A 25087-nucleotide genomic window follows, 5' to 3' on the forward strand; every position below is an offset into this window, starting at 1 on the left:
TATGTAAATTTTTTACTATGAAAATCCTGATGGTATGTCTTGGGAACATCTGCCGCAGCCCGCTAGCGGAAGGGCTTCTGAAGAAAAAGGTGCCGGAAAGTTTTGAAGTGGATTCCGCGGGCACGAGCGGCCAGCACGAAGGAGAAAATCCTGATAAACGCAGCGTGGAAACTGCACAGAAATATGGCCTCGATATCTCCCAGCAAAAATCGCGACCTATAAAAGCTTCTGATTTCGAGTACTTTGACAGGATATATTGTATGGACAAAAACAATTTCCGGGATGTGCTGGCACTAGCCGAGAATGATGAGCAAAGGGAAAAAGTGAGCTTAATTGTCGCAGATGGGGAGGTACCGGATCCGTATTTCGGGGGTATGGAGGGTTTTGAAAAAGTTTATGCCCAGCTGGACGAAGCTACAGATAAAATCGCCGCGGAGCTTTTGGGATAATATGCTTTACCTTCTTCCCGCCTATCTTTCGGACACATCGCCAAGAGATTTTTTTGCGCCGGTAATTTCAGAAATAATTGAAAAAACCAGTTTTTTTCTTGTTGAAAATGAGAAAACAGCAAGAAAAGTTATCAAGTTTTATTGTCCTGAAAAAAAACAGTCCGAGCTAAAGCTTTTTCTCCTTAACAAATACACTGAAACCACCGACCTAAAGGAGGCACAACAGTTGATGTTGGAAGGCGAAGATTTCGGTTTGCTTTCAGAGGCGGGTTTGCCTTGCATTGCCGATCCTGGCAACATTATCGTAAGATGGTGCCACCAGAATTCCGTAAAGGTAGTGCCGGTAAACGGGCCATCTTCCATTATTCTTGCCTTAATTGCCAGCGGACTCAACGGGCAGAATTTCACTTTTCACGGCTACCTCCCGATAGATAGATCTGAGCGCCGAAAAATCATACAAAATATTGAAAATCAAGTGGATAAAACTGGCTATTCGCAGATATTTATGGAGACACCTTACCGAAACAACCAGCTGATAGAGGAACTAGTAAAAACTCTGGGGCCAGGAACACAGCTCTGCATAGCTGCAAATATAAATCACCCGACGGAGGAACTTATCCTTACAAAAAAAATTAGCCACTGGAAAGAGGCCAGGGCAGACTACCATAAAATTCCTGCGATATTCGTAATCGGGAAGTGATTTTTTAGCATAAAAATTGCTTAATTTGCAACACTTAAAATTTTTGATATGCAAGAAAAAAGATTGGCCGGTGTATGGCTGGATGGGCAAAAGGCTATTGTAGTAAAAAATCACGACGCGCAGAGTGCGTTCAAATTTTTCCTTTGCGATCCTGTGAAGAGGGATGTACAGCACGGAAATTCCAACGAGAATGCCGCCAACAACCACGAGCAGACATCTAAAAATAAATTTTTCAAAGAAATAGAAAAACTGCTCACCAATACTGAGGAGCTTTGGGTTACGGGTCCTGGCACTGCGCAGGAAGAACTGAAAAAACATCTGCACGAGACTGCTCAGTTTAAAAATTTGAAGGTCTCTCTCGGAACTGCCAGCAATATGAATGATCAGCAGGTTTTGGATGCCGTAAAGGAACATTTTGGAGAATAATAAGATTCAAGCCATTTAAAAAATTAATCCTTCTGCCTTTGGCGGAGGGATTTTTTGTTTGAATTTTTGCTATGTTTATGCTATGAAATTTTCATCGAATTTATTATTCATATTTGCTACCGCCAGTATTTCTGCACAAAATTTACCTCAGAAACTGGATCAGGCGGTAAAAACCTTTCTCTCAGCTGATGCCGCTTATGCGGCGAATCTTTCATTTTATGTAAGCGATGATAGCGGGAAGATGATCTATGAATATCAGGGGAATAAAGGTCTTACCACGGCATCTACGCAGAAAATTTTCACTGCGGCAGCCGCTCTGGAAAGCCTTGGCAAAGACTACCGCTACGAGACTACCGTGAGCATAAGCGGCAGGGTGGTGCAGGGCGTACTGAAGGGAGATTTAATTTTATCTTCCAACGGCGATCCTACGCTCGGCAGCTGGAGGTACGAGGGCTACAGACCCAAGGATTTTCAAAAAAAAATTATAGAAGCTATTAAAAATCAGGGGGTTACAAGAATTGATGGCAATATCTTTCTTGATGATTCTTTTTTTGATTTCCAGGTTGTCCCTGGAGGCTGGCCCTGGAATGATATGGGCAATTATTACGGGCCGGGCGTTTGGGGCATCAACTGGCGGGAGAACCAGTTTGACCTGAACCTACGCGGCAGCCATATTTTGGGCACGAATGTAGAGCTGCCCAATGTGGTATGGGTGAATGATTTGAAAACCGCAGGCTCCTCGGACCGCAGCATCATCTATACCGCGCCGCACTCGCCGGTGGCGCATATATCGGGCACCCTGCCGAACAAGGCGATTACCGTAGCGGGCGCCATGCCAAATCCCCCGCTTACTTTGGGGAATGAAATAAGTAATTGGTTAAAGGAGAGCAAGATAGAATTTGGCGGTGAAATTATTTCAGCAAGCGCTCAAAGGATTGCAAATCAAAAGGTTACCAAATATCCTGATGCAAAAATAATATTGACCTACCCATCGCCCCCGATGGAAAAAATTGTTTATTGGTTTTTGCGGAAGAGTGTGAATATGTATGGCGAAACCTTAGTAAAAACTTTTGGCAAGGAAAATAAAGGCGAGGGCAGTTTTTCTTCCGGGGTGGAGTGGCTTAAGGATTTCTGGAAAGCCAAAGGTATCAAACCACAGATGATCAACTTCGCTGATGGCTCTGGGCTTTCGCCGCAGAACTATGCCTCGGCAAGGGCGGAAGTACAGGCACTTCTCTGGACAAAAAAACAGCCGTGGTTCGCAACTTTTTATGAAGCATTACCAACACACGGGATTGGCATAAAGGCCAAAAGCGGCACGATGAGGAATACTAAATCCTACGCTGGATACCACAATGGATATGTATTTTCAATCATTGTGAATAATTACCAAGGGAATGCTTCGGAATCGCTACTAAAGATTTTAAATAATTTGAAATGAAACCGCGGTTTTATTCAAGAATCGGCAGTTGGCTTGTTTTTCTCGTCCTTACGGCTATCATTGGAGGGGTCATCTTAGCGAGCCAGTTTCTGATCGATTATTTACGAAAAGAAGAGACCCGGCGCATACAGCTTTTCGCCAAGGCGATGAAATATCAGCAGGAGGAAAATCTTGACCCGGCAGCCCTTGACCTAATTCTTGAAATTTCCAACAGCAATACCACCATACCGGTGATTGTTACGGATGCATCCGGGATCCCTTTGGGGGAAGATATGATGAAAAATATACCGGCGGATGCGATGCGGGATCCACAAAAAATACAGCAGCTGCTTGCGAAAATGAAAAAGACTTATCCCCCTTTTATCATCTCTCTTCCGGAAGGTAATCAGTATGTCTATTACAATAATTCCTTGCTGCTGAATGCTCTCCGATACACACCTATCTACTTGAGTATCATCGGTTTAGGATATCTAATTTTTACATTTTGGTTCCTCAGCACTGTGAAGAAAACTGATGAGGGATTTCTTTGGGCAGGCCTGGCAAAAGAAACGGCGCACCAAATCGGCACGCCATTATCATCAATGATTGGCTGGATTGAGATCCTCCGAATGGAAAGCTCTGAAAATGAAGCAGCTAACGAGATTGAGAAGGATATCGACCGGCTGACGACTATTACGGAGAGATTTTCAAAAATTGGCTCAGTACCGGAGATAAACGATTTAAATCTTTCAGAAACAATTTCGCAAAATTATGAATATTTAAAAAGACGGATTTCGGCAAAAATTGATTTTCAGCTACATATGCCCGCTGATGAAATACTTGTTCCACATAGCAGAATTCTAATGAGTTGGGTCATTGAAAACTTGGTGAAAAATGCCGTTGACGCTATGAAAGGCAGCGGTGTTCTGAAAATTATCATATCCTCAAAAAATAATAAAATTTTTATAGATTTTACAGATTCAGGCTGCGGTATGTCGCGCCGGCAGGCGAGGTCGGTTTTTCGTCCGGGATTCACTACCAAGAAGCGGGGGTGGGGACTCGGTTTAAGTCTGGCCCGCCGCGTTATTAATGAATATCACAAGGGCGAGCTTAAAGTCTTACAAACCGAAATTGGGAAAGGAACTACTTTTAGAATTGTGCTGAGAATCAGGTGATTGCCATTAATTATTGATACAGAATTTTATATCATTTTCCAGTTTTGACCTTATTGCTTTATCTGTTTTCCTGAATTAATACAATCATGTCCTGCTTTTAGGTTTAAAAAAACAGGTTCTTTTACCTGCCGGAATTCTACGAGATTCTCCGTGTTAAACCTTGTAGATTTTCCATCTATAATACGAATGTGCTGCCAATTTTCATTTGGGCTTATCCATTGATTTTCATTTAGTTGCAGAGGTAAATTAAATCCTTGAACCACATTCTGATAGCGGTAGTACAGTCTGCCTTCTTTAGTGAAAAATTCAAGCACGGGGATGTCGGTGGTTCTGAGATATTGATCGAAAACTTTGGAAAAATCTATGCCTGAATTTTCGCTAATGTATTTTTCAATTTCCTTTCCACTAACGGTTTTGTGATGAAATTTCTTGCTAATTCCCCGAAGAATAGTCCTGAATTTTTCATCATCATCTATTGCCGTCCTAATGGTATGCAGCATTGCGGCCCCCTTCCAGTACATATCGCTGCTGCCGGAATTTCTCACGCCGAACCGTCCCTGTATCGGCCTGTCGTTCAGGATGTTTTTCCGAATTCCGAGGATGTACTTGCGGGCATCATCTTTAGAGAAATTTTTCTCGATAAAAAGCGTTTCGGAGTAGCAGGTAAAGGCCTCGTGAATCCACATATCCGCAGGGTCGCTGGCAGTTACGCTATTGGCAAACCATTCGTGGCCGCTTTCGTGAACGATGATGAAATCCCAGAGATTGCCTACCCCCGTACCGCTCCAATCCTTGCCAAGGTAGCCGTTTTTGTACCCATTTCCGTACGCCACATTGCTTTGGTGTTCCATCCCTAGAAATGGCGTCTCCACGAGTTTGTAGGAATCTTCATAAAATGGATACGGACCAAACCAGAATTCCATAGCTGCGAGCATAGGTTGCACCTGCTGAAACTGTTTTTTCGCCTTTTCTAAATTCTCGCGCAGCACCCAGAAATCTAAGTCCAGTTTTCCTTTTTCGCCAAAAAACTCATCTTTAAAGTTTACATAATCTCCCACAGAAGGCGCGATGGAATAGGCGTTGATGGGATTTTTTACCTGCCAGCTCCAGATTTTCTTATCCCTTGTCTCGGAAGTTTTTATAAGTCTTCCATTCCCTATGCCTACTAAATTTTTTGGAGTTAAAATATTAAGTATCAGCCCGTTATCCGGTTCATCGCTCCAGATATCCTTTATCGGGAGCCAAAGTGATGCTCCCGCTGCTTCCTGGGCTACTCCGATAAAAGGCAACCCATTAGAATCCTGGCTAAAAACCCAGCCGCTGTCCCACGGAGCATTTTCCGAAATTTTAGGTTTTCCAGAAAATTCAATTTCGATGATAAATTTTTCTCCTTTCTTAAAATTTCCTGTACTTTCTATGAAAATAAAATCTCCCTCGCGCCGGTGGCTGAATTTTTTGTCCGCTGTTATTAGCTTGTACTTCATCGGCTGCATAAGATCGATCTGAAAGACTGGATTTTTCACATTTTTCTCAATTTCAAAAGTGATAATATTTTTCCCTTTCAGACTTTTATTCTGAAAATCAGGCTCTACGGTTACCTCGTATTTTTTCACATCCCAAAAATCCCTGAAACGCGTTTTGGAGCCCTTCAGGCTGTCTGTCTTCGTGAAATTTTGCGCAAAAACCAGTTTGGAGATTAATACTAAAGCTGTAAAATGCTTTTTGGTGAAATGCATTTTTTCGGATAAAAATTATTGATTAGTGGTGGTAAGCTTTGCTCTTTCTGCTATCTCCCGCTTTTGAACTTTTCTGTAAGTTCGGCTTGCCATTAAAATGCTGAACTCGTAAAGCACCAGCAGCGGGAATGCCGCCGCCAGCATGCTGAGGACATCCGCAGGCGTCACTATTGCAGCCACTACCATAATCAAGACGATGGCGTGACGGCGGTAGGTTTTGAGAAATTTTGGGGTGAGGATGCCGATGTTTACGAGGAAGTAGACCAGGATCGGGAAGAGAAACAGCAACCCCATCCCGAGCACAATCTGAAGGAAAAGCGTGGTGTAGTCCGAGAGGTCAAAAAGCTGCGTGATCCTGTCTGATACTGAGAACATTAGCCCAAAATTAATGGCAAAAGGCAGGATGAGAAAATACCCGCACAGAACGCCGCAGATAAAAAGTATCCAGACAAAGTTGATTAAAAAGGTAGAGTTTTTCCGCTCATTTTCATGCAGGGCAGGGCTTACGAAGCGCCAGATTTCCCAAACAATGTACGGAAATGCCGCCACCATTCCGCCGAAGACGGATACCGCCATCATTACATTAAACTGCTGCAGGAGCGTTTTCTGCTGTATGGCAAAGGTCCCAGGAATCGTGACGCTGTCTTGCCCCGTGAATTTCCTAGATAGCGCGTTCACAAGCCGGAATGTAGGGAAATCCTGGCGCGTAGGCCCGAAAAAAATGGAATCCATAATCCATTCAATATTGAAACCCACCAAAATACCTCCAATCACTATGGCAATAATGCAGCGGATCAGATGCCCGCGCAGCTCTCCGATATGCCCCATGAAGGACATTTCTTTATCCTCGTTCACATTCAGGAATTAGAGTGCGAATTTACAAATTAATTTATGCCCTCGTCCAGAAGGCGGTGAAGGTCTATAATGCCTTTGTACTCGCCATTTTCTGTAACGAGCAACTGCCCGATGTTATATTCCTTCAGTATCCTCAGGGCGGTTTTGGCAAGCTCGCCAGACTCGATGGTTTTCGGTTTTCTGCTCATGATGTCTGATGCAGTTATATTAGTTATCTCCCTGTTATTCAGCAGCATACGGCGCAAATCTCCGTCTGTGATCACCCCCGTAATTTTCCCCTCATAGGTAACGGCGGTGATGCCGTGCCGCGAACTGCTTATTGCGATGATCACATCCCTGACGGGCGCAGATTCTTCCACCTGAGGCTTGTTTCCAGAGAGAAACTGGCTGACTTTTGCCGTTAAATTTTTCCCAAGGCTGCCCCCAGGATGGAATTTTGCAAAATCCTCATTTCCAAAATTTTTCATCTTCATCAGGACGGCTGCGAGGGCATCGCCAAGAGCCATCTGCACGGTGGTGGAGCTTGTGGGCGCAAGGCTGTTCGGGCAGGCCTCTTTTTCCACAAAAGTATCAAGGATGATGTCCGAGGCTTCCGCAAGTTTGCTCTGAAAATTGCCCGTCATACCGATCAATGCAGAAGAATAGGCCTTTAAATACGGCAAAATATTGACGATCTCCGGAGAGTTGCCGGAGTTGGAGATGCAGAGCACCACATCCTGCGGCTGGATGATGCCAAGGTCCCCGTGGATGGCTTCCGCAGCGTGCAGGAACTGGGAGGGGGTGCCGGTGGAATTGAGTGTGGCAACGATTTTCGCAGCCACATGTGCGGACTTCCCGATCCCTACCACCACGAGCTTTCCCGCGTTACTGGCGATCAGCAGAGCGGCACGGGCAAAGCTGCCATCCAGTCTTTTCACTAGCTTCTCGAGTTCTGAGATTTCAGTCTGGATGGCCTTCTTTGCTTCATCTAAAATTTCATATTCTTTCATGCAATTTTTTTACATTAACCAAAATTAATATGGAAAATTTTTCTGATAATTTAATTTTTTATTAACTTTGGAATAGTGCAAATTTAGAAAATCAAATTTGCCTTCATAAGATGAAGAGTTTAGATTTAAAGAAAGAACTTAAAAGACACTTCGGGTTTTCGGCATTCAAAGGTCAGCAGGAGCAGATAATCTCCTCGCTTCTCCGCGGGAATGATGTTTTTGTATTGATGCCTACCGGCGGCGGAAAGTCACTTTGCTACCAGCTGCCGGCATTGATATCCGAAGGTACTGCCATTGTGGTCTCGCCACTCATCGCACTTATGAAAAACCAGGTGGATGCAGTGAACGGTATTTCTGCAAATGAAGGGGTAGCGCATGTGCTAAATTCTTCTTTAAATAAAGCCCAGATCTCGCAGGTTTACAATGATATACGCTCCGGAATCACAAAATTACTTTATGTAGCCCCGGAGTCTTTGGTAAAGGAAGAGTATGTAGATTTTCTGAAGACAGTCAATATCTCATTTGTCGCGATAGATGAGGCACACTGCATCTCTGAATGGGGGCACGACTTCCGCCCGGAATACCGCAACCTGAAGTACATCATTGAGCAGATTGCTGATGTGCCGGTAATCGCATTAACTGCCACTGCGACGCCGAAGGTGCAGGATGATATTCAAAAAACGCTGGGCATGCCGGATGCAGTGGTTTTTAAAGAAAGCTTCAACAGGCCAAATCTTTTTTATGAGGTACGGCCCAAAGTGAATGTGGACAAGGAGATTGTAAAATTCATCCACCAAAATAAGGGTAAATCTGGGATCGTGTACTGCCTGAGCCGAAGAAAGGTGGAGGAGTTTGCGCAGCTGCTGCAGGTGAACGGCATTAATGCACTGCCTTACCACGCCGGCCTTGATCAGAAGACTCGTATAGCCAATCAGGATAAATTCCTCATGGAGGAATGCGATGTAATCGTTGCCACCATTGCTTTCGGGATGGGAATAGACAAGCCGGATGTGCGCTTCGTAATTCATTATGATTTTCCAAAGTCGCTGGAGAGCTATTACCAGGAAACCGGCCGCGCAGGCAGGGATGGCGGCGAGGGCTACTGCCTTGCATTTTACGACCCTAAAGACATTGAGAAACTTGAAAAATTCCTTGCCCAGAAACCGGTTTCCGAAAGAGAAATCGGGCTGCAGCTGCTGAACGAAGTCGTGGGCTATGCGGAAACCTCGATGAGCAGGCGGCAGTATATCCTTTGTTATTTTGGGGAAGAATACGATCCAAAAAACGGGGCCGGCGCGAAGATGGACGACAATTCCCTAAACCCGCCGGTGATGGAGGATGCATCTGAAGAGCTTCGCAAAGTTCTGGAAATGGTGAAAAAACTCGACCAGAAATTCCGCACCAAGGATCTTATAAATGTCCTCGTTGGGAAGGAGAGCCCGGTGACGAAGTCTTACAAACTGGAGTCGCACAAGCTCTTCGGGAGCGGTAGCAAGCACGGGGAGAATTTCTGGAAAACCGTAATCCGCCAGGCGACGGTACAGAATTTCCTTCAGAAAGACATAGAATCCTACGGCGTTTTAAAACTCGCAGAAAAAGGAGAAAAGGTATTGCAGGGTAAAGAAAACCCTGAGTTTGCCATCGCCGAGGACAGGAAATTTGATGTGGAACAGAAAAAGGTAGAAGAGCCAGCACTAATGCAGAGCAGCGGGCTGGATGAAAATCTCTTCCAACAGCTGAAAGAGCTCACGAAGTCGGTAGCAAAAAAACACGGGATACCGCCTTATACAGTCTTTATGGACCCGAGTCTGGAGGATATGACGGTACAATATCCCGTAACCGTGGAGGAAATTTCCAAAATCTATGGAGTAGGAGACGGGAAGGCAAAAAAGTACGGAAAGGAATTCGCTGATTTTATAGCAAAATATGTGGCGGAAAATGATATAGAGCGCACACAGGATCTTGTTCTACGGCAGGTTGCCAACAAATCTTCCCACAAGGTTTTCATTATTCAGAATACGGATAAAAAAATAGATCTGGAGGATATAGCGCGCGCCAAGCATCTGAGTATGGATGAGCTGCTTAAGGAGATGGAACGCATTGTTTATCAGGGTACTAAGCTCAATATCGACTATTATATCGAGGAAAATATAGACGAGGATCTTGTGGAGGAATTTATGGATTTTATGAAGGATAGCGAGAGCGACAGTATGAAGGTGCTCACCGCAGAATTTGGCGAAGACCTCAGTGACGAAGAACTTAGGATGCTGAGAATCAAGTTTATAAGTGATGTTGCAAACTAACAGATGAAAAAAAGCATCATTTTCATTCTGCCCGACTTGGAATCCGGCGGTGCTGAAAGGGTGGTGACGACCATCGCAAACGCCCTCCCACGAGAAAAGTTTTCACCAAAAATAATGCTGCTGCGAAAGGAAGGCGCATATCTAAAGCTTTTAAAAAATGATGTAGAAGTAATAGACCTAAAAACGCAGCGAATAAGAAATGCACTCTTCCCAATATTTAGGGAAATACAGAAACGCCGCCCGGACATAGTTTTCACGGGCTTTGGAGAAGTGAATGCATACCTTTCGCTCTTTGTAAAATTTTTTCCGAAAACCAAATTTATTGCAAGAGAAACCAATGTAGTTTCAAAGCATGTAACCCGCCCCGAAATTCGTTTTTTTTATAATTTCTACAATAATTTTGATAAAATTATATGCCAGAGCGATGATATGCGAATGGATTTAATTCAGGAAATTGGGGTAAAACCTGAAAAGTTAATTAAAATTAATAATCCTGTTGATATAGATTTTATCGAGAATAAACTTGCCTGCTCAGAAAAGCCGGAAAGTTTCAAAGAGGACTATAGGAATGTAGTTGCCATCGGAAATCTATCTCCACGAAAGGGTTTCGATAATCTCTTAAAAGTTTTTACACATTTAAGAGATGAAAAAATTATGCTGCACATACTTGGTGATGGTAGGGACCGAGAAGCTCTGCTCGCATTGAAAGATGAGCTTAAGTTGGTAAATATAACTTTTCACGGCAGGCAGGAAAATCCCTACCGATATTTAAAATTTGCCGATTTATTCGTGCTGTCATCCCGCTATGAAGGTTTTCCGAATGTGCTTTTGGAAGCGGGAGCCTGCGGAATTTATTCTCTCGCTAATAATTGCCCCGGAGGTATTAATGAGATCATACAGCCGCACATTAATGGTGAAATATCTGATATTACGGATGATATAAATTTTGCAAGAAAATTAGTTGAATGTCTAAAAATTCATAAAAACCCTGAAATTATTAAAAACTCTATAAAATCCAGATTTTCTAAGGATGTGATAATGCAAAAATATGAAGATGTGCTGTCTCAATTTTAAGTGCTTGCCACTTTGAAGTTTAGCAATAAATTCCTAAATTAGCCCAAAAATTTTAATAAAAATAATACAATGAGTCAATATGATGTTGTGGTGATTGGCGCAGGCCCCGGCGGATATATTTCCGCGATCCGCTGTGCACAGCTTGGTTTTAAAACTGCAATCGTGGAGAAGCACAATAAGCTTGGCGGCACCTGCCTGAATGTGGGCTGTATCCCGAGCAAAGCCGTTCTGGATGCATCTGAGCATTTCGAAAATGCAAAGCATAATTTTGCGGATTTCGGTATCGAAATCGGTGAGCCAAGGGCGGATTTGGCAAAAATGATTGCCAGGAAAAACAGTGTGGTGGATCAGGTAACTAAAGGCGTAGAGTTCCTGATGGATAAGAATAAAATCACGGTTTATTACGGCTTGGGCAGTTTTGAAAATTCGAATAAAATCAAAGTCAGCAAGGAAGATGGATCTTCCGAGACCATCGCAGCAAAGTATACCATCATAGCGTCCGGTTCTCAGGCTAGTTCTTTGCCCTTTGCCAAGTGCGATGGCGAGAGGATCATCACTTCTACAGAAGCACTAGAGCTGAAGGAAATCCCTAAGCATCTCATTATCATCGGCGGCGGCGTTATCGGTCTTGAACTTGGTTCTGTTTACAAAAGATTAGGATCAGAAGTTACGGTCGTTGAATATGCTGACCGCATTATCCCGGGAATGGATGGCACGCTGTCCAAGGAACTCCAAAAAGTCCTGAAGAAACAGGGGATGAAATTTAACCTTCAGACAGCGGTTTCTTCCGTGGAGAGAAGCGGCGAAACCGTAAAGGTAACAGCGAAGGATAAAAAAGGTGAGGAGCTTAGCTTCGAGGGCGATTATGTACTTGTTGCCGTGGGCAGGAAGCCTTACACGGAAGGGCTTGGGCTGGAAAATGCCGGGGTGGAGCTGGATGAGCGCGGCAGGGTAAAGGTAAATGACCATCTGCAGACCAATGTTCAGAATATCTATGCAATTGGCGATGTGGTGCGCGGAGCAATGCTGGCCCACAAAGCATCTGAGGAAGGCGTCCTCGTCGCGGAATACCTCGCAGGACAGAAGCCGCACATAGATTACAACCTGATCCCCGGAGTAGTATATACCTGGCCGGAAGTGGCAGGAGTAGGGAAAACTGAAGAGCAGCTGAAGGAGGAAGGCATAGCTTACAAAGTGGGCTCTTTCCCAATGCGCGCACTCGGCAGGAGCCGTGCTTCGGGCGATACGGACGGACTCGTAAAAATTCTCGCAGATGAAAAAACCGACGAAATTCTCGGCTTCCATATGATTGGCGCACGCGCTGCGGATATGGTGGCAGAGGCGGTGGTAGCTATGGAGTTCCGCGCCAGCGCAGAGGATCTGGCAAGAATTTCCCACGCACACCCAACCTACGCCGAGGCGGTGATGGAGGCGGCGCTAGACGCTACCGGCAAGCGCGCTCTGAATATGTAAAAAATGTCAAATAAATAAGCAACAGGCCTGATGAGCTTCGGCTCGTTAGGTCTTTTTTAATTTTAAAAAATGGAACCGGGAAAAACACAAACTCTTAAAGTTATAGAAAAAAATAATGGCGGTTTCCTCCTTCAGGACGCTGCCGGGCAGGCGGTTTTCCTCCCAAAATTTTTTGCCGAGGTTACTCTGGAAGCCGGTGACGAAACCGAGGTATTCATTTACCAGGATGATGGTGTGCTGAAGGCAACCAACGAGAAACCCTTTGCCGAGGTAGGTGAGTTTGCGGTGATGACCTGCGTGCAGACATTACCGAGCGGGGCATTCCTCGATTGGGGGATCATAAAAGACCTCTTCGTGCCGTACACCCAGCAAAAAATGAAAATGGTAGAGGGGAGAAAGTATCTCGTGTATGTTTACCTCGACGAAGATACCGGCCTGGTAACGGGCACCGCGAAATTCAAACGAAATGCCACATACAAAAACCCAAATCTAAGACGCGGGGAAAAAGTGGAGCTCATCATAATTGGACAGGGGGATCTGGGCTGGAATGTGGTCATCAACCAGAAATATCTGGGGCTGATCTATTTCTCTGATGTCTATAAAGATCTCAGGCCGTTGTCGGAGGAGGCAGGCTTCATAAAAGAGATCCGTGAGGACGGCAAGATTGATGTAACTCTGCAGCCGGCGGGTTTCGAAAATGTAGATGAATTTAAAACCAAAATCCTTAAAAAACTGGAAGAAAACTACGGCTTGCTATATCTTTCGGATAGATCCTCTCCCGAAGAAATAAAGGATGAATTACAGATGAGCAAAAAAAATTTTAAAAAAGCTGTTGGCAGTCTTTACAAAGAGAAGAAAATTGAACTATTGGAAGATAAAATCCGCCTTTTGTAAAATAAATCTTTAATGTTGTGTGATTGAAACTTTTATTTAAATTTGTATAAGAACATTTTAACGAAACTTTTAATTATTCAACAAAAATGAAGAGAAATTACAGAATTGCTGTGGCAGCCCTCTTCCTGAGTGCTACGCTTCAAGCTCAGGATTATTCAGAAATTATTCAGAATTATCTGGATAAAAATGAGGACTTTAGGTCTTCAAACCTTGAAAACAGGCAGTTTCAAATCGGTAACCAGGACAAATCTGAGAGCCTTGGCGGGACGGTGCTGTATGTGCAGCAGACATTTGGCGGAATTCCTGTGTATGGCGCCGGTGCCTCTGCCGTGGTAAAAGATGGGGAAGTGGCGCATTTTAGCGGGAATTTCAGCAAGGGCACGCCTACGGAGGCGCAGCGAAACAGGAAAATTTCCAAGGAGGCTGCCTACTCCTCCGTTTTGAATAAAATGCAGCTGCAGGAAGGAGATATTCTAAAAATTCATAATGGGAATCTTGCAGAAGAAGTGTATTTCCCCGTAAAAAACAGTCTTGTCCTTGCCTACAATTTTGAATTTGAGGAAAAAAGTGGGCAGGTGTGGAATGTTGTTGCCGATGCCTCTTCGGGGAAAATCCTCCTGAAAGACAGCCTTACTTATTCCTGCAGTTTTGCCGATGAAGATGCTCACCAGGAATTTCACAATTCTCAAAATCGCATCCTCCCGGAAAATAAGCCCTCCGGGAAATCTAATCTTTTCGCTGCTGAAAGTGCTTCCTATCGGGTATTTGCGCTACCTTTAGAGGCGCCCACCTTCGGCGGAAGAACGCTGGTGACTAATCCTTGGGATTTGGAAGCATCCCCTAAGGGCTGGCACGAGGACGGTGGGAGAAAATATACCACGGCACGCGGGAACAATGTTTTCGCTTATCTCGACCTGGATTCTGTAAATCCTACTTTGGGGCAGACTACCGCAGATGGCGGCGCAGAGCGCGTTTTTGATTTCCCTCTGGATCTTAATCAGCACCACAGCACCTATGCGGATGCAGCCATCACCAATGTGTTTTATATGACGAATATGATGCACGACATCACCTACCGCTTCGGCTTTACAGAAAGCGCGCGGAACTTCCAGTACACCAACTTCACAGGGGAAGGGAAGGGGCTGGATCATGTACTGGCGGAAGCCCGTGATGGAAACGGCGCATCTGACAAGTTAAACAATGCAAACTTTTCCTCGCCACGGGATGGCTTCAGTGGCAGAATGCAGATGTACCTCTGGTCGCCAACCAAGATAGACAGAGTGTTCTATAACAGCCCGGAGAATTTTAAAACAAGAAAGCCGGTAACCCAAACGGCAAGCTTCGGGCCTGCGCTTACTGCGGAGGGCGTTACCGCCGGCATCCTCCCTGCAGAACCGAAAAATGGTTGTGGAGAAATTACCAATGATCTATCAGGCAGCATTGCCCTAATAGAAAGGGGCTCGTGCAACTTTACGGAAAAAGTAAAAAACGCCCAAAATAAAGGAGCCGTGGCAGTGATGATCTATAACACAGCTACAGGATCCTGGGGTGGTATGGGCGGTTCTGATGATACCATAACCATCCCCGCGGTGATGGTGCAGGCCGGCGAGGGAGCGGCAATCCTGGAGCAGCTGAAAAAATCTCCGGTGAATGTAACCATTAAGGATGATAAAAGCACCTACATCTACCGCGACAGCGATTTTGACAATGGCATCATCGCCCACGAATATGCGCACGGCGTCTCCAACCGGCTTACCGGCAGCGGGGTGGGAGCGCTAAGCACCGCCTATGCCAATGAGCAGATGGGCGAGGGCTGGTCTGATTTCTTCACGCTGATGCTCACCAACCGCCCGGGCGCTACTGCTTCCGTAGCCCGCTCGGTTGGTACTTATGTCAACGGAGAAGGCGTGAACGGTGGCGGAATACGCCCCGCGAAATATTCCCCGGATTTTAGTGTTAATAATTTCACCTATGGCAAGACAAACGGTATGTATTACAAAAACGCGGCTGGAAAAACAGTGCCTGATGTGCACGCCATCGGTTTTGTATGGGGTACTATGCTTTGGGATTTACATTGGAAATATGCCGAAAAATACGGGTATCAGTCCAATGTTCTTGCCGATAAAAACTCCGGAAGCGCGCGCGTGTTTCAGCTGGTGATGGACGGTATGAAGATTCAGGGCAATTATCCGAACTTCGTATCCGGCAGGGATGCGCTTATTGCTGCGGATGAAATTGCCACAAAAGGTGAAAATAAATGTTTGATATGGGAGGTTTTTGCCAAAAGGGGCCTTGGAGTAAAAGCAGACCCGGGTGTTACCCAACCCAATTCTGATACCGCGGAGGATGTAATGGCAGCGCTGAACGATCAAAAGGAAGATTTCACGCTTCCTGAAAGCTGCATATTATCTGCTGCAGATACCGCCGCTACGGCATCGTTTTCAGTTTATCCGAACCCTGCGAAGGACAAGATTTCTATTCGCTTTACAGCGGGGTATGCAGGAAAAACAGATATAAAGATCTTCGACGCATCTGGAAAACTGGTACTTCAAGACCAAACAGATCACCTGAAAGATGGGATAGATGTGGCAAGACTACAGCCAGGTGTGTATATACTGAAAGCTGAGAATCTCGCCGGGAAATACACAAAAAAAATTGTAATCACCCAATAGGGATATGCTAAAAATAAAGAACCGCCTCAGTTTTGCGGCGGTTTTTTATTTTTTGGTAGCCCCGCCAAGAATCGAACTTGGATCTAAAGTTTAGGAAACTTCTATTCTATCCGTTGAACTACAGGGCCGGGAGAAGTTTTGCAAAATTAAGAAATTCTTTGCAAACTCAGTCATTATGATATGGTTTGCCCTGTAAAATCTGATCTGCACGATAGAGTTGCTCAATCAGGAAGAGGCGCACCATCTGGTGAGTAAATGTCATTTTAGAGAGTGAGATTTTTTCCTGCGCAAGTCTGTACATCTCTTCTGAGAAACCGTAAGCCCCGCCGATCAGAAAATTAATTTTTTTTATTGAAGCATTTTGCAGGTGCATCATTTTCTCCGAAAACTGCCGGCTGGTGTACTCTCTGCCATTCTCGTCCAGCAGAATGTTATAATCTCCGCTGTCTATTTGCTGCTGCAGGAGTTTTGCTTCCTGTTTTTTTGTCAAATCAGCGGACTGCTTTGCTTTGATATCCGGGATTTCTACGAGAACAAAATTCCAGTGGCGCGGCAGGCGGGCTGTGTAGTATGTTATCAATTCCCGGAGGCGTGGGTCATCAGTTTTGCCCACGCACAGAAGTTTGATGCGCATTTTAGTATCTTTGGCCGCAAAATTATACTTCAGGATTGAAAACTCCTCAATTTATTTCTAAAATAAAAGAATTCTTGGAAAGTACACCTGTGCCCGCCTTCGGTATTTCATTCGCAGAGTTTTTCAGAATTTATAGCGGCGGGATTTCAGATATTAAAATTGGCAAGATGGCAGCCGGGATTTCCTGGGCGTTTTTTATGAGCCTTTTTCCGCTGATTTTATTTCTTCTCTCTCTTTTGCCCTATCTTCCTCATTATGAGGAGCTTCAGGAATATATCCTCACGGTTTTGCTCAGCAATATTCTCCCAGAAAATGTGTATGGACAGGTGCGCAGCTACATTGTGGAAACTTTCATCCCGAATATAGAAAACCTAAGCCCGCTTACCGTTTTGTTCTCCCTTATCTTCGCGACGAACGGGACGCACCAGCTGGTTGACGGCTTTAATCATAACCAAGTAAGGCGTTCCTTCATAAAGGACTACTCTGTGTCCCTGCTCATTACCAGCTTATTCATTGCTGCATTAATTCTTTCGATTCTCGGGATTTATTATGCGGAGGTGGTTACAAAACTGCTAAATTCGGAAAAAAATCTTTCGTGGATTGCAGAAAACCTAACAGCGATCATAAGCTTTGTATCCTTCCCCCTGTTTTACTTCCTTCTGCTATCAGGTTTTTACTGGCTTGGGACGGAGAGGATCCATCGCTGGGTGCACGCACTGCCAGGGGCGCTTCTCACCACGGTTCTCTTTATGCTTGTAACTTATCTTTTCGCAATTTTTCTCAAAAATTTCGCACGCTATAATGTACTCTACGGCTCCATCGGGACTATGATAGCGCTGATGGTCTGGGTAAATTTAAACATCATTATCATTCTCCTCGGAAACGAGCTAAACCTTTCCGTACGGAAGATGAAGAACACTAAGGTAAAAATCGAGCATTCCGATCCTGCTACTCCCGAGCCCTAGCTCCCGTCCCGGAGCGCAGGATGAGGAAACCGATAATACCGGAAAGGATTGATGCCAGCAAAACGGTAAACTTCGCCTCTTCCTGATAAAGGGGCTCGCTGAAGGAGAGTAGAGCGATGAAGATCGACATCGTAAAGCCAATCCCGGCGAGCATCCCCGCGCCAATCATATCCTTCCAAGAACTATCCGCAGGCATATCGCTGATTTTCAGTTTAATAGCAAGCCAAGAGAATAGATTTATCCCTAAAACCTTACCCACGCACAGGCCGAGAAGTATCCCGAGACCAAAACGGGTGAAGAGCGCTTCCACCATCTCCGGCTGAAGAGTAATATTGGTATTAGCAAGGGCAAAAACCGGCATTATGAAGAAATTAACAGGTTTCCCCAGTGCGTGCTCCAGTTTTTCCAGAGGGGAGGTTACCGTATCAGATTCATTTGTTGGGATGGTAAATGCGAGCAGCACACCCGCAATGGTGGCGTGGATGCCGGAGTGGTGCATAAAATACCAAAGAAAGGCACCCGGTATAAGATACAGCGCCAGGTTTTTCACTTTAAAATAGTTCAGAACCGCAAGGAGAAGCACGATTCCGAAGGCTATAAGAAGATATGTCCATTCTAGGCTGTCGGAGTAGAAGAGCGCGATCACAAGTATAGCGCCCAAATCATCCACAATGGCGAGTGCGGCAAGGAAAATCTTCACCGCCGGCGGCACACGGCTGCCGAGCATGGAAATCACCGCAAGGGAGAAGGCTATGTCCGTAGCCATCGGTATTGCCCAGCCCGAGGCATATTCAGTGCCGTGGTTTAGTGCGAAATATATTAATCCCGGGACTATTATCCCGCCCACCGCAGCAAAAACTGGGAGCGAGGCACTTTTGAACGAGGAAAGCTCGCCTTCCAAAAATTCGCGCTTTATTTCCAGACCTACCAGCAGGAAGAATATCGCCATCAGCCCGTCATTGATCCAGACTGACAGAGGGTATCTCAAATGCAGCGCCTCGGACCCAATTTCTCTATCTATCAGGTTTTGGAACGGTTCAGCAAATTGTGAGTTTGCAATGAGCATCGAGACGGCCACGCAGATCATCAATAATATGCCGCCTGCCTGGGAGCTTTTAAGGAAATTAGTAAAATATCTGGTTAAATTCATGCTTCAAATTTAAGTTAAATCCTTCTAACTTTAGAAATACCCTTGATTTTTTTCAGCTGCTGCAGCGTGTTTTCCAGCTGATCTTTACTTTTTGCCTCAAGTATGATGGTGCCGAGAAAAATGCTGTCGTCCGAATTGATGGTCATCCCTTTCATATCCATATTCATACTTCTCGAAATGATTTCGGAAATATCACTAATGATGCCGATTCTGTCAATACCCTCCACCTCTATTTTCACGCGGTTTTTAAAGCTCTCCGCATTCACCCACCTGGCGGGAATCACGCGGTAATCGTACTGCGCGCGGAGATTAATCGCGTTCGGGCAGTTGTCATTATGCACCTTAATCCCTTCGGAAATGGTGATAAATCCAAAAATCTTATCACCGGGGAGCACATTGCAGCACTTCGCGAAGCTGTAATTCAGTTTTTCCTCATCCTTCCCGAACACTATGGTATCCAATGTGGTTTTTGGCGCCAGATGTTCCTCGTCGGTTTTTATTTCCTTTTTTCGGAATCTTGAAAGGAAACGGTTCAGCCCGCTCTTACTGTCGGCATAGCGTTTCAGATCACCACTGTCGAATGTATTATTTTCAAATTTTAAAAACAATTCCTGAGAATTTTTCAATCCTAAAAACCTCTGGAGCCCGTTGATTTCTTCTTCGTTAAAATTCAGCTTAGCAGAGCGCATCTTTCTCTGCAGAATATCCTTACCCTCCCTGGAAAGCCTGTTTTTTTCGTGATTCAGGTAGGCTTTTATCTTGGCTTTGGCTTTGGATGTGCCCACCACCTCCAGCCAGTCCTGCTTGGGTCTCTGATTGGCGGAGGAGATGATTTCCACCTGCTCACCGTTTTTCAGAACATAGGAAATGGGCATCAGCTTCCCGTTGATTTTCGCGCCTACACACTTCATTCCCAGGTCGGTATGAACGGAGAAGGCGAAATCTAGCGCGGTGGATCCTTTCGGTAAAATTTTGATTTCTCCCTTTGGGGTAAAAACGAAAACCTCCTTGGAGTAAAGGTTCATCTTAATGTTGTCCAGAAGCTCTGAAGTGGATGTAATAGATTGATTTTCAAGAACATCCCTTATTTCTGACAGCCATTTCTCAAAGTTTTTATCATCTATATCCTGGTTGGGATTTTTGTTGTAGCCCTCCTTATATTTGTAATGCGCCGCTACGCCTTTCTCCGCAATATCATCCATCCTTTCAGAGCGGATCTGCACCTCGATCCATTTTTTATCGGGCCCCAGCACCGTAAGGTGGAGGCTTTCGTATCCCGTAGAACGCGGCTGAGAGATCCAGTCTCGCATCCGCGCAGGATTGCTGTGGTAGATGTCTGTAATAATGGAGTAGATTTTCCAGGCTAAGAATTTTTCATTTTTTTGGTCGGATTTATAAATAATCCTTATCGCATAATTATCAAAAACTTCCTCGAAACTTACGCCCTGTTTCAGCATTTTTCGGTAGATTGAGGAGATAGCTTTTGCCCTTCCCTTTATCTTAAAATTCAGTCCTTCCTCCTCAAGCCTGTGGGATACTTCTGTCGTAAATTCCTGCACATACCGCTCCCGCTGCTCCTGCTCCAGTTCCAGCTTCTGGCAGATGTCATTGTAAACTTCGGGATTGTTGTACTTCAGTGAGAGATCCTCCAGTTCGGATTTTATATTGTAAAGACCAAAGCGGTGCGCCAGCGGAGCGTAGATGTACACCGTTTCCGAGGCGATTTTCTTCTGCTTGTCCGGGCGCATACTTTCCAGCGTCCGCATATTGTGTAGCCGGTCTGCGATTTTGATAAGGATTACCCTGAAATCTTCCGAAAGTGTAAAAAGTAATTTCCTATAGTTTTCTGATTGCGCGGAGACATTCTGCTGGTTAATCACGGAAATTTTGGTAAGCCCTTGCACTATATCCGCGATTTTTTTCCCAAAAATATTCTCGATGTCTTCGTAGGTGTACTCAGAATCTTCTATTACATCGTGCAGCAGGGCAGAGGCTATGGATGTAGCCCCGAGCCCGATCTCGTCCGCCACGATTTTCGCCACCGCGATAGGGTGGTAGATGTAGGGCTCCCCGCTCTTTCGCCGCTGTTCCTTGTGGGCGTCCAGCGCCACATCAAATGCCTTGCGGATCAGGCGGTTATGTTCCTCATTCAGCTCGCGGTAGGTATTGGTAATCAGGTCTTTATATCTGGCGGCTATCTCCTTGTTTTCCTTTTCTATGTCGATTTCTGTCATCTCTGATATTTTCCTTCGGGCTAAAATGAGTAGATGGCTCTGGCGAGTATTCTCAAGCTTCCTACGGACTTCCCGTTGCCGCCAGCCGCGCCGTTGCTGTCGGTATCTGCCCACTTTGCAGCAGTATATTCTACCTCCGGCGCTAAATTAAATTTATTTTGTTTAAATTCCACTCTGCCGGATGCCCGCCATACATTGTCCAGAACTCGCCTTGCATTCCCACCCCGCATATAAAGATTGCTGATGTCGCCGCCGGCGCCGTGGTTTTTCGTATATCCAAAAAATATTCCGGGAGTGATCTTGGCGTTGCCGGCTGAAAAATCTGTCCACAGGGAGGTCGTTCGTACCGGCTTGTAAGCTTCCGTACCGTCATCGGAAAGGTATCCTCCAAAGCCGCTGTTCATCACATAATGGTGAAGATTTCCGCCGTGCATTCCGTAAAATTTCCCTATAAATTTACTGTCGGAATACCGGAAGTAAGCATATCCCGCGCCCGCATTTACCTTGTTGCTGCTTTTCAGATTGTTGGATTCTGTTACGGGTTTTAGCGACTGATATTCACCGCCGATTCCTGTGATGATGTGCTCATTTTTGAATTGTATCTGAGCGTTAAAAATCGGAATGGAAGAATTTAAACTCGCTGAATTGGTATACGCGCCCCCAGCCGTAGCCGTGGGGAATTCCCGGTCCTTGTAGGCGGTGATGCTCGCGGTGAGGTTTGTGTTAAACTGATGATTTACGCGGATCTGCGTGCCCCATCCGAAGGGCGTAAACATCACGCCGGCATTAAAATCGGCGACGCTTGGCATCACTTCGGGAATCACCGCCGGGTACCACGACTGCCCAACATTCAGCGAAGTTTTTTGCCAGGCAAGCGTAAAATGTGCCTGGCGCAGCCGCAGCATCCCGATGGTGCCGGAGCCGCCCGAGGCGCGGTTGATCTCCGTATTCCCCACAAAATCCGCCTCCGCCAATGCATATGATTTCGCACCCCAGATTTCCGGACCGCTCACCCTTGCGCCGAGCCGGGTACCGATCGCGAGGAAATTGCTCCCGCCGCTGGCATTTATATCATCACCATTGGCATCCGGTTTTTCGTCCAGAGGGTAGAGGTTCATCAAGTATTCCCGCGTGTAGGCTACCTGCCGGCTGTCGTAGGAAAAATCCGTGCGGATGAAACCGTAAAAATCAACCACGGAAGTCTTCTTCGGATTCTGCTTGTTTTCAAGTTCCTCAATGCGTTTCAGCAATTCTTCGTTTACGAATTGGCGATTTTCAATGCTGTCTTTCTGCGCATAAATGACTGAACTACTGAGCGTTAGAAATCCAAGCAAAGTCTTGGTTTTATGGAGCCACATCATTACTTTAAATTTTATGTGAATTTAGACAAAAGCTCAGATAGGAGGCAATTTTAAATTAATGATTTTTATTATCTTTGCATCCCAATGGAAACACGCAAAAAATCATTGGATTTTTTTTGGTTAAACGGCAAGGCTGATGTTTTCGGTGATGAATTGTTTCCTTGTTACGAAGTTTCAGACTTCGTTTTTTTTTGCCTAAAAACTTAGAAAATGCTCACGATACAGGATTTTAGCAAAGAAGGGCTACTGCAGATTTTGGATGAAGCCATCGCGTTTTCCGAAGGAAAAACGGCGAAGGTTCAGGGTGAAGTTTTCGTGGCCAATCTGTTTTTTGAAAATTCAACGAGAACGAAGATCAGCTTTGAAGTTGCCGAAAGAAAATTGGGAATGCAGGTGGTGCCCTTTGATGTGGAGCATTCTTCAGTGAAAAAGGGCGAAACGCTGTACGATACCGTGAAAACTTTGGAAAGCATCGGGATTGATTTGGTGGTGATTCGGCACAGCGAGAATGAGTATTGGAAAAACCTGCAAGGCATTGATATTCCGATAATTAACGGTGGTGATGGCACGGGAAATCATCCGTCTCAAACGATGCTGGATCTGCTGACGATTTATCAGGAATTCGGCAAATTTGAAGGTCTGAAGGTCGGAATCTCTGGCGATGTAAAACATTCCAGAGTTGCCAATTCTGCGGCGGAAGCCTTGGGAAAATTGGGTGCGGAAGTTTACTTTTCCGGTCCGGAAGAATGGTTTGCCGGCGATTTGAAAAATTTCCGGACAATAGATGAGCTGCTACCTGAAGTGGATGTGCTGATGCTGCTGAGAATACAGCACGAAAGGCATTCCGAAGCATCGGGGTTTTCCGCGGAAGATTATCTGGAAAAATATGGCCTGACGAAAGCGCGCGAAAAAAGGATGAAACCAAATGCAATCATAATGCATCCTGCGCCAATAAACCGTGGCGTGGAAATCGACAGCGATTTGGTGGAATGCGAACGCTCGAGAATTTTTAAACAAATGAAAAATGGTGTGTTTGCAAGAATGGCGATTTTAAAAAAAGCGCTCGAGCAGAAAGGATATCATTTTGATTAACAACACTTTACATTGCATAGTACAATGAAGAAAAAATTAATTTTAGAATCCGGCGAAATCTTCCACGGTGAAGGTTTCGGTGCAGAAAATAATACGCTTGGCGAAGTGGTTTTCAATACGGGAATGACTGGTTATCAGGAAGTTGTGTCCGATCCTTCGTACTTCGGGCAAATCATTTGTATGACTTATCCGCTGATTGGAAATTACGGCGTCAACCGTGATGATTACGAATCCATCGAGCCTGCCATCAAAGGCTTGGTGGTGAAGGAGCTCTGCGATTTTCCGTCCAATTTCCGTAGCCAACTGAGCGTACAGGAATTTTTTGAAAAAAAAGGCCTGAGCGGAATTTCCGGGGTGGATACGAGAAGGCTGACGAAAGTTTTGCGGAAAAGCGGTACCGTGAAAGGGAAAATCGTGAATGCCGATGCCGATGAGCAGCAGGTTTTAGCGGAACTGAAATCTGCAGTTTTGCCAAATAATCAGGTGGCTACGGTTTCCACAAAAGGCACCTATGCAAGTCCTGGCCGCGGTTTCAAAGTGGTGTTGGTAGATTTCGGCTCGAAGAACGGCATCCTGCGCGAACTAAACCGCCGGGATTGCGATGTAACGGTAGTAGGCCACGAAGTTTCGGCGGAAGACATCCTGCTTTTGGCGCCGGATGGCGTGATGCTGACGAACGGTCCGGGAAATCCGGAAGATGTGGGAACGGCGCAGGAAATGATCCGCGGAATTTTGGGCAAGGTGCCAATTTTCGGCATTTGCCTTGGTCATCAGCTGATTTCATTGGCTTGCGGTGCGAAAACTTACAAGCTAAAGTTTGGTCATCGTGGCGGCAATCATCCTGTGCTGGATTTGAAGACGAACAAGGTGATCATCACATCACAAAACCACGGCTATGCGGTGGATCAGAATAGCCTGAAAACTACCGACTTGGAAGAAACGCACATCGCGCTGAATGACAGAACGAACGAAGGCGTGCGTCACAAGATTCACCCGTGCTTTTCCGTGCAATACCACCCTGAAGCAAGCCCAGGCCCTGAAGATGGGAATTATTTGTTTGATGAGTTTATTGAGATGATGGCGGAGTTTAGGAACCGAGAACCGAGATTCGAGAACCAAGATTATAGATATGCATAATTTCGAGAGGTTACTTTTTTGGCAGAAATCAATCAATTTGGCAAAAGAAATTTACCTGAACTGTGACAATATTTCTGCTGAAGAAAAGTATGGGCTAATTTCTCAGATGAAGAGAAACTCGGTTTCAATACCTTCAAACATTGCAGAAGGGAGCGGCAGAAACAACAACAAGGAATTCAATCACTTTCTTGGTATTGCGATGGGCTCTGCTTTTGAACTTCAAACACATTTAATTTTAGCAAAGGAATTACAATTATTGAACGAAGATTGCGTGGATAAATTGCTTTCAGATTTAATTGAAATTCAGAAAATGATTTACAAATTTAAAAACAACCTGCTGTAAAATCT

At 45.2% G+C, this 25087-nt stretch carries 21 protein-coding genes and 1 tRNA gene; 14 read left to right on the forward strand and 8 right to left on the reverse strand.

Annotated elements, in window-relative coordinates; translation table 11 throughout:
• Positions 1-17: 17 nt before the first annotated feature.
• The 5 genes from IMZ16_RS01265 to IMZ16_RS01285 all read left to right on the forward strand — a co-directional run bounded on the left by IMZ16_RS01265 (position 18) and on the right by IMZ16_RS01285 (position 4170).
• A complete protein-coding gene (locus IMZ16_RS01265; protein WP_193440175.1) occupies positions 18-449 on the forward strand; it encodes a low molecular weight protein-tyrosine-phosphatase in 432 nt (143 codons plus the stop codon).
• A gap of 1 nt (position 450) precedes the next feature.
• On the forward strand, positions 451-1149 hold the full coding sequence (locus IMZ16_RS01270; RefSeq protein ID WP_193440764.1) for an SAM-dependent methyltransferase: 699 nt from the start codon (positions 451-453) through the stop codon (positions 1147-1149).
• 48 nt (positions 1150-1197) lie between these two features.
• Entirely contained in the window at positions 1198-1575 is a 378-nt protein-coding gene (locus tag IMZ16_RS01275; RefSeq protein WP_073178258.1) for a hypothetical protein, read from the forward strand.
• Between the two features lie 82 nt (positions 1576-1657).
• Positions 1658-3016 (forward strand): D-alanyl-D-alanine carboxypeptidase/D-alanyl-D-alanine endopeptidase, encoded by a 1359-nt coding sequence (gene dacB / locus IMZ16_RS01280; protein WP_193440176.1) that lies wholly within the window; start codon positions 1658-1660, stop codon positions 3014-3016.
• Positions 3013-4170: a sensor histidine kinase gene (locus tag IMZ16_RS01285; RefSeq protein ID WP_193440177.1), complete on the forward strand. Its 1158-nt coding sequence runs from the start codon at positions 3013-3015 to the stop codon at positions 4168-4170. Before dacB ends, IMZ16_RS01285 begins: the two co-directional genes overlap by 4 nt.
• A gap of 50 nt (positions 4171-4220) precedes the next feature.
• Here the strand turns inward: IMZ16_RS01285 and IMZ16_RS01290 are convergent, their stop codons facing one another.
• The 3 genes from IMZ16_RS01290 to IMZ16_RS01300 are packed head-to-tail and all read right to left on the reverse strand — an operon-like array spanning position 4221 to position 7750.
• Positions 4221-5906: a M1 family metallopeptidase gene (locus IMZ16_RS01290; protein ID WP_193440178.1), complete on the reverse strand. Its 1686-nt coding sequence runs from the start codon at positions 5904-5906 to the stop codon at positions 4221-4223.
• Positions 5907-5921: 15 nt separating this feature from the next.
• Complete coding sequence (gene tatC / locus IMZ16_RS01295; RefSeq protein WP_193440179.1) at positions 5922-6761, reverse strand: twin-arginine translocase subunit TatC; 840 nt, start codon at positions 6759-6761, stop codon at positions 5922-5924.
• Positions 6762-6790: 29 nt separating this feature from the next.
• The gene (locus tag IMZ16_RS01300; RefSeq protein ID WP_193440180.1) at positions 6791-7750 is read right to left on the reverse strand and encodes a KpsF/GutQ family sugar-phosphate isomerase; all 960 of its coding nucleotides are present in this window, start codon (positions 7748-7750) and stop codon (positions 6791-6793) included.
• Between the two features lie 110 nt (positions 7751-7860).
• On the opposite strand from IMZ16_RS01300, the gene recQ reads away from it, so the two are divergent.
• The 5 genes from recQ to IMZ16_RS01325 all read left to right on the forward strand — a co-directional run bounded on the left by recQ (position 7861) and on the right by IMZ16_RS01325 (position 16166).
• On the forward strand, positions 7861-10053 hold the full coding sequence (gene recQ, locus IMZ16_RS01305) for a DNA helicase RecQ (protein ID WP_193440181.1): 2193 nt from the start codon (positions 7861-7863) through the stop codon (positions 10051-10053).
• A gap of 3 nt (positions 10054-10056) precedes the next feature.
• The gene (locus IMZ16_RS01310; RefSeq protein ID WP_073178248.1) at positions 10057-11127 is read left to right on the forward strand and encodes a glycosyltransferase; all 1071 of its coding nucleotides are present in this window, start codon (positions 10057-10059) and stop codon (positions 11125-11127) included.
• Between the two features lie 69 nt (positions 11128-11196).
• The gene (lpdA, locus tag IMZ16_RS01315; protein WP_193440182.1) at positions 11197-12600 is read left to right on the forward strand and encodes a dihydrolipoyl dehydrogenase; all 1404 of its coding nucleotides are present in this window, start codon (positions 11197-11199) and stop codon (positions 12598-12600) included.
• A gap of 69 nt (positions 12601-12669) precedes the next feature.
• The gene (locus IMZ16_RS01320; RefSeq protein WP_193440183.1) at positions 12670-13494 is read left to right on the forward strand and encodes a CvfB family protein; all 825 of its coding nucleotides are present in this window, start codon (positions 12670-12672) and stop codon (positions 13492-13494) included.
• Positions 13495-13580: 86 nt separating this feature from the next.
• Positions 13581-16166 (forward strand): T9SS-dependent M36 family metallopeptidase, encoded by a 2586-nt coding sequence (locus IMZ16_RS01325; protein ID WP_193440184.1) that lies wholly within the window; start codon positions 13581-13583, stop codon positions 16164-16166.
• 53 nt (positions 16167-16219) lie between these two features.
• On the opposite strand, the gene IMZ16_RS01330 is transcribed toward IMZ16_RS01325, so the two are convergent.
• Together IMZ16_RS01330 and IMZ16_RS01335 are read right to left on the reverse strand one after the other, a co-directional pair.
• Positions 16220-16294 (reverse strand) — tRNA-Arg (locus tag IMZ16_RS01330).
• A gap of 38 nt (positions 16295-16332) precedes the next feature.
• Positions 16333-16800: a 23S rRNA (pseudouridine(1915)-N(3))-methyltransferase RlmH gene (locus tag IMZ16_RS01335; RefSeq protein WP_193440185.1), complete on the reverse strand. Its 468-nt coding sequence runs from the start codon at positions 16798-16800 to the stop codon at positions 16333-16335.
• A 167-nt stretch (positions 16801-16967) separates the two neighbouring features.
• Between IMZ16_RS01335 and IMZ16_RS01340 the strand changes: the two genes are divergently transcribed.
• Positions 16968-17765 carry a YihY/virulence factor BrkB family protein gene (locus IMZ16_RS01340; RefSeq protein WP_227411539.1) on the forward strand — a complete coding sequence of 266 codons (798 nt, stop codon included), beginning with the start codon at positions 16968-16970 and terminating at the stop codon, positions 17763-17765.
• On the opposite strand, the gene nhaA is transcribed toward IMZ16_RS01340, so the two are convergent.
• Genes nhaA through IMZ16_RS01355 form a run of 3 tightly spaced genes read right to left on the reverse strand, consistent with a single transcriptional unit; the run spans position 17749 to position 22510 of the window.
• On the reverse strand, positions 17749-18915 hold the full coding sequence (nhaA, locus tag IMZ16_RS01345; RefSeq protein WP_193440187.1) for a Na+/H+ antiporter NhaA: 1167 nt from the start codon (positions 18913-18915) through the stop codon (positions 17749-17751). The two genes, IMZ16_RS01340 and nhaA, sit on opposite strands and share 17 nt — an antisense overlap.
• A 14-nt stretch (positions 18916-18929) precedes the next feature.
• On the reverse strand, positions 18930-21149 hold the full coding sequence (locus IMZ16_RS01350; RefSeq protein WP_193440188.1) for a RelA/SpoT family protein: 2220 nt from the start codon (positions 21147-21149) through the stop codon (positions 18930-18932).
• Positions 21150-21169: 20 nt separating this feature from the next.
• Entirely contained in the window at positions 21170-22510 is a 1341-nt protein-coding gene (locus tag IMZ16_RS01355) for a DcaP family trimeric outer membrane transporter (RefSeq protein ID WP_193440189.1), read from the reverse strand.
• 210 nt (positions 22511-22720) lie between these two features.
• On the opposite strand from IMZ16_RS01355, the gene IMZ16_RS01360 reads away from it, so the two are divergent.
• The 3 genes from IMZ16_RS01360 to IMZ16_RS01370 are packed head-to-tail and all read left to right on the forward strand — an operon-like array spanning position 22721 to position 25082.
• Positions 22721-23602 carry an aspartate carbamoyltransferase catalytic subunit gene (locus IMZ16_RS01360; protein ID WP_193440190.1) on the forward strand — a complete coding sequence of 294 codons (882 nt, stop codon included), beginning with the start codon at positions 22721-22723 and terminating at the stop codon, positions 23600-23602.
• Between the two features lie 24 nt (positions 23603-23626).
• Positions 23627-24739 (forward strand): carbamoyl phosphate synthase small subunit, encoded by a 1113-nt coding sequence (locus tag IMZ16_RS01365; protein ID WP_193440191.1) that lies wholly within the window; start codon positions 23627-23629, stop codon positions 24737-24739.
• Positions 24732-25082 (forward strand): four helix bundle protein, encoded by a 351-nt coding sequence (locus IMZ16_RS01370; protein ID WP_193440192.1) that lies wholly within the window; start codon positions 24732-24734, stop codon positions 25080-25082. Before IMZ16_RS01365 ends, IMZ16_RS01370 begins: the two co-directional genes overlap by 8 nt.
• The last annotated feature ends 5 nt before the right edge of the window (positions 25083-25087 follow it).

It is taken from the genome of Cruoricaptor ignavus (assembly GCF_014961145.1).
In the GTDB taxonomy this organism is placed as follows: Bacteria; Bacteroidota; Bacteroidia; order Flavobacteriales; family Weeksellaceae; genus Cruoricaptor; species Cruoricaptor ignavus.

Coding starts and splice junctions, on each gene's coding strand:
- IMZ16_RS01265 (WP_193440175.1), top strand. CDS start 18: ATGAAAATCCTGATGGTATGTCTTGGGAACATCTGCCGCAGCCCGCTA.
- IMZ16_RS01270 (WP_193440764.1), top strand. CDS start 451: ATGCTTTACCTTCTTCCCGCCTATCTTTCGGACACATCGCCAAGAGAT.
- IMZ16_RS01275 (WP_073178258.1), top strand. CDS start 1,198: ATGCAAGAAAAAAGATTGGCCGGTGTATGGCTGGATGGGCAAAAGGCT.
- dacB (WP_193440176.1), top strand. CDS start 1,658: ATGAAATTTTCATCGAATTTATTATTCATATTTGCTACCGCCAGTATT.
- IMZ16_RS01285 (WP_193440177.1), top strand. CDS start 3,013: ATGAAACCGCGGTTTTATTCAAGAATCGGCAGTTGGCTTGTTTTTCTC.
- IMZ16_RS01290 (WP_193440178.1), bottom strand. CDS start 5,906: ATGCATTTCACCAAAAAGCATTTTACAGCTTTAGTATTAATCTCCAAA.
- IMZ16_RS01300 (WP_193440180.1), bottom strand. CDS start 7,750: ATGAAAGAATATGAAATTTTAGATGAAGCAAAGAAGGCCATCCAGACT.
- recQ (WP_193440181.1), top strand. CDS start 7,861: ATGAAGAGTTTAGATTTAAAGAAAGAACTTAAAAGACACTTCGGGTTT.
- IMZ16_RS01310 (WP_073178248.1), top strand. CDS start 10,057: ATGAAAAAAAGCATCATTTTCATTCTGCCCGACTTGGAATCCGGCGGT.
- lpdA (WP_193440182.1), top strand. CDS start 11,197: ATGAGTCAATATGATGTTGTGGTGATTGGCGCAGGCCCCGGCGGATAT.
- IMZ16_RS01320 (WP_193440183.1), top strand. CDS start 12,670: ATGGAACCGGGAAAAACACAAACTCTTAAAGTTATAGAAAAAAATAAT.
- IMZ16_RS01325 (WP_193440184.1), top strand. CDS start 13,581: ATGAAGAGAAATTACAGAATTGCTGTGGCAGCCCTCTTCCTGAGTGCT.
- IMZ16_RS01335 (WP_193440185.1), bottom strand. CDS start 16,800: ATGCGCATCAAACTTCTGTGCGTGGGCAAAACTGATGACCCACGCCTC.
- IMZ16_RS01340 (WP_227411539.1), top strand. CDS start 16,968: ATGGCAGCCGGGATTTCCTGGGCGTTTTTTATGAGCCTTTTTCCGCTG.
- nhaA (WP_193440187.1), bottom strand. CDS start 18,915: ATGAATTTAACCAGATATTTTACTAATTTCCTTAAAAGCTCCCAGGCA.
- IMZ16_RS01350 (WP_193440188.1), bottom strand. CDS start 21,149: ATGACAGAAATCGACATAGAAAAGGAAAACAAGGAGATAGCCGCCAGA.
- IMZ16_RS01355 (WP_193440189.1), bottom strand. CDS start 22,510: ATGATGTGGCTCCATAAAACCAAGACTTTGCTTGGATTTCTAACGCTC.
- IMZ16_RS01360 (WP_193440190.1), top strand. CDS start 22,721: ATGCTCACGATACAGGATTTTAGCAAAGAAGGGCTACTGCAGATTTTG.
- IMZ16_RS01365 (WP_193440191.1), top strand. CDS start 23,627: ATGAAGAAAAAATTAATTTTAGAATCCGGCGAAATCTTCCACGGTGAA.
- IMZ16_RS01370 (WP_193440192.1), top strand. CDS start 24,732: ATGCATAATTTCGAGAGGTTACTTTTTTGGCAGAAATCAATCAATTTG.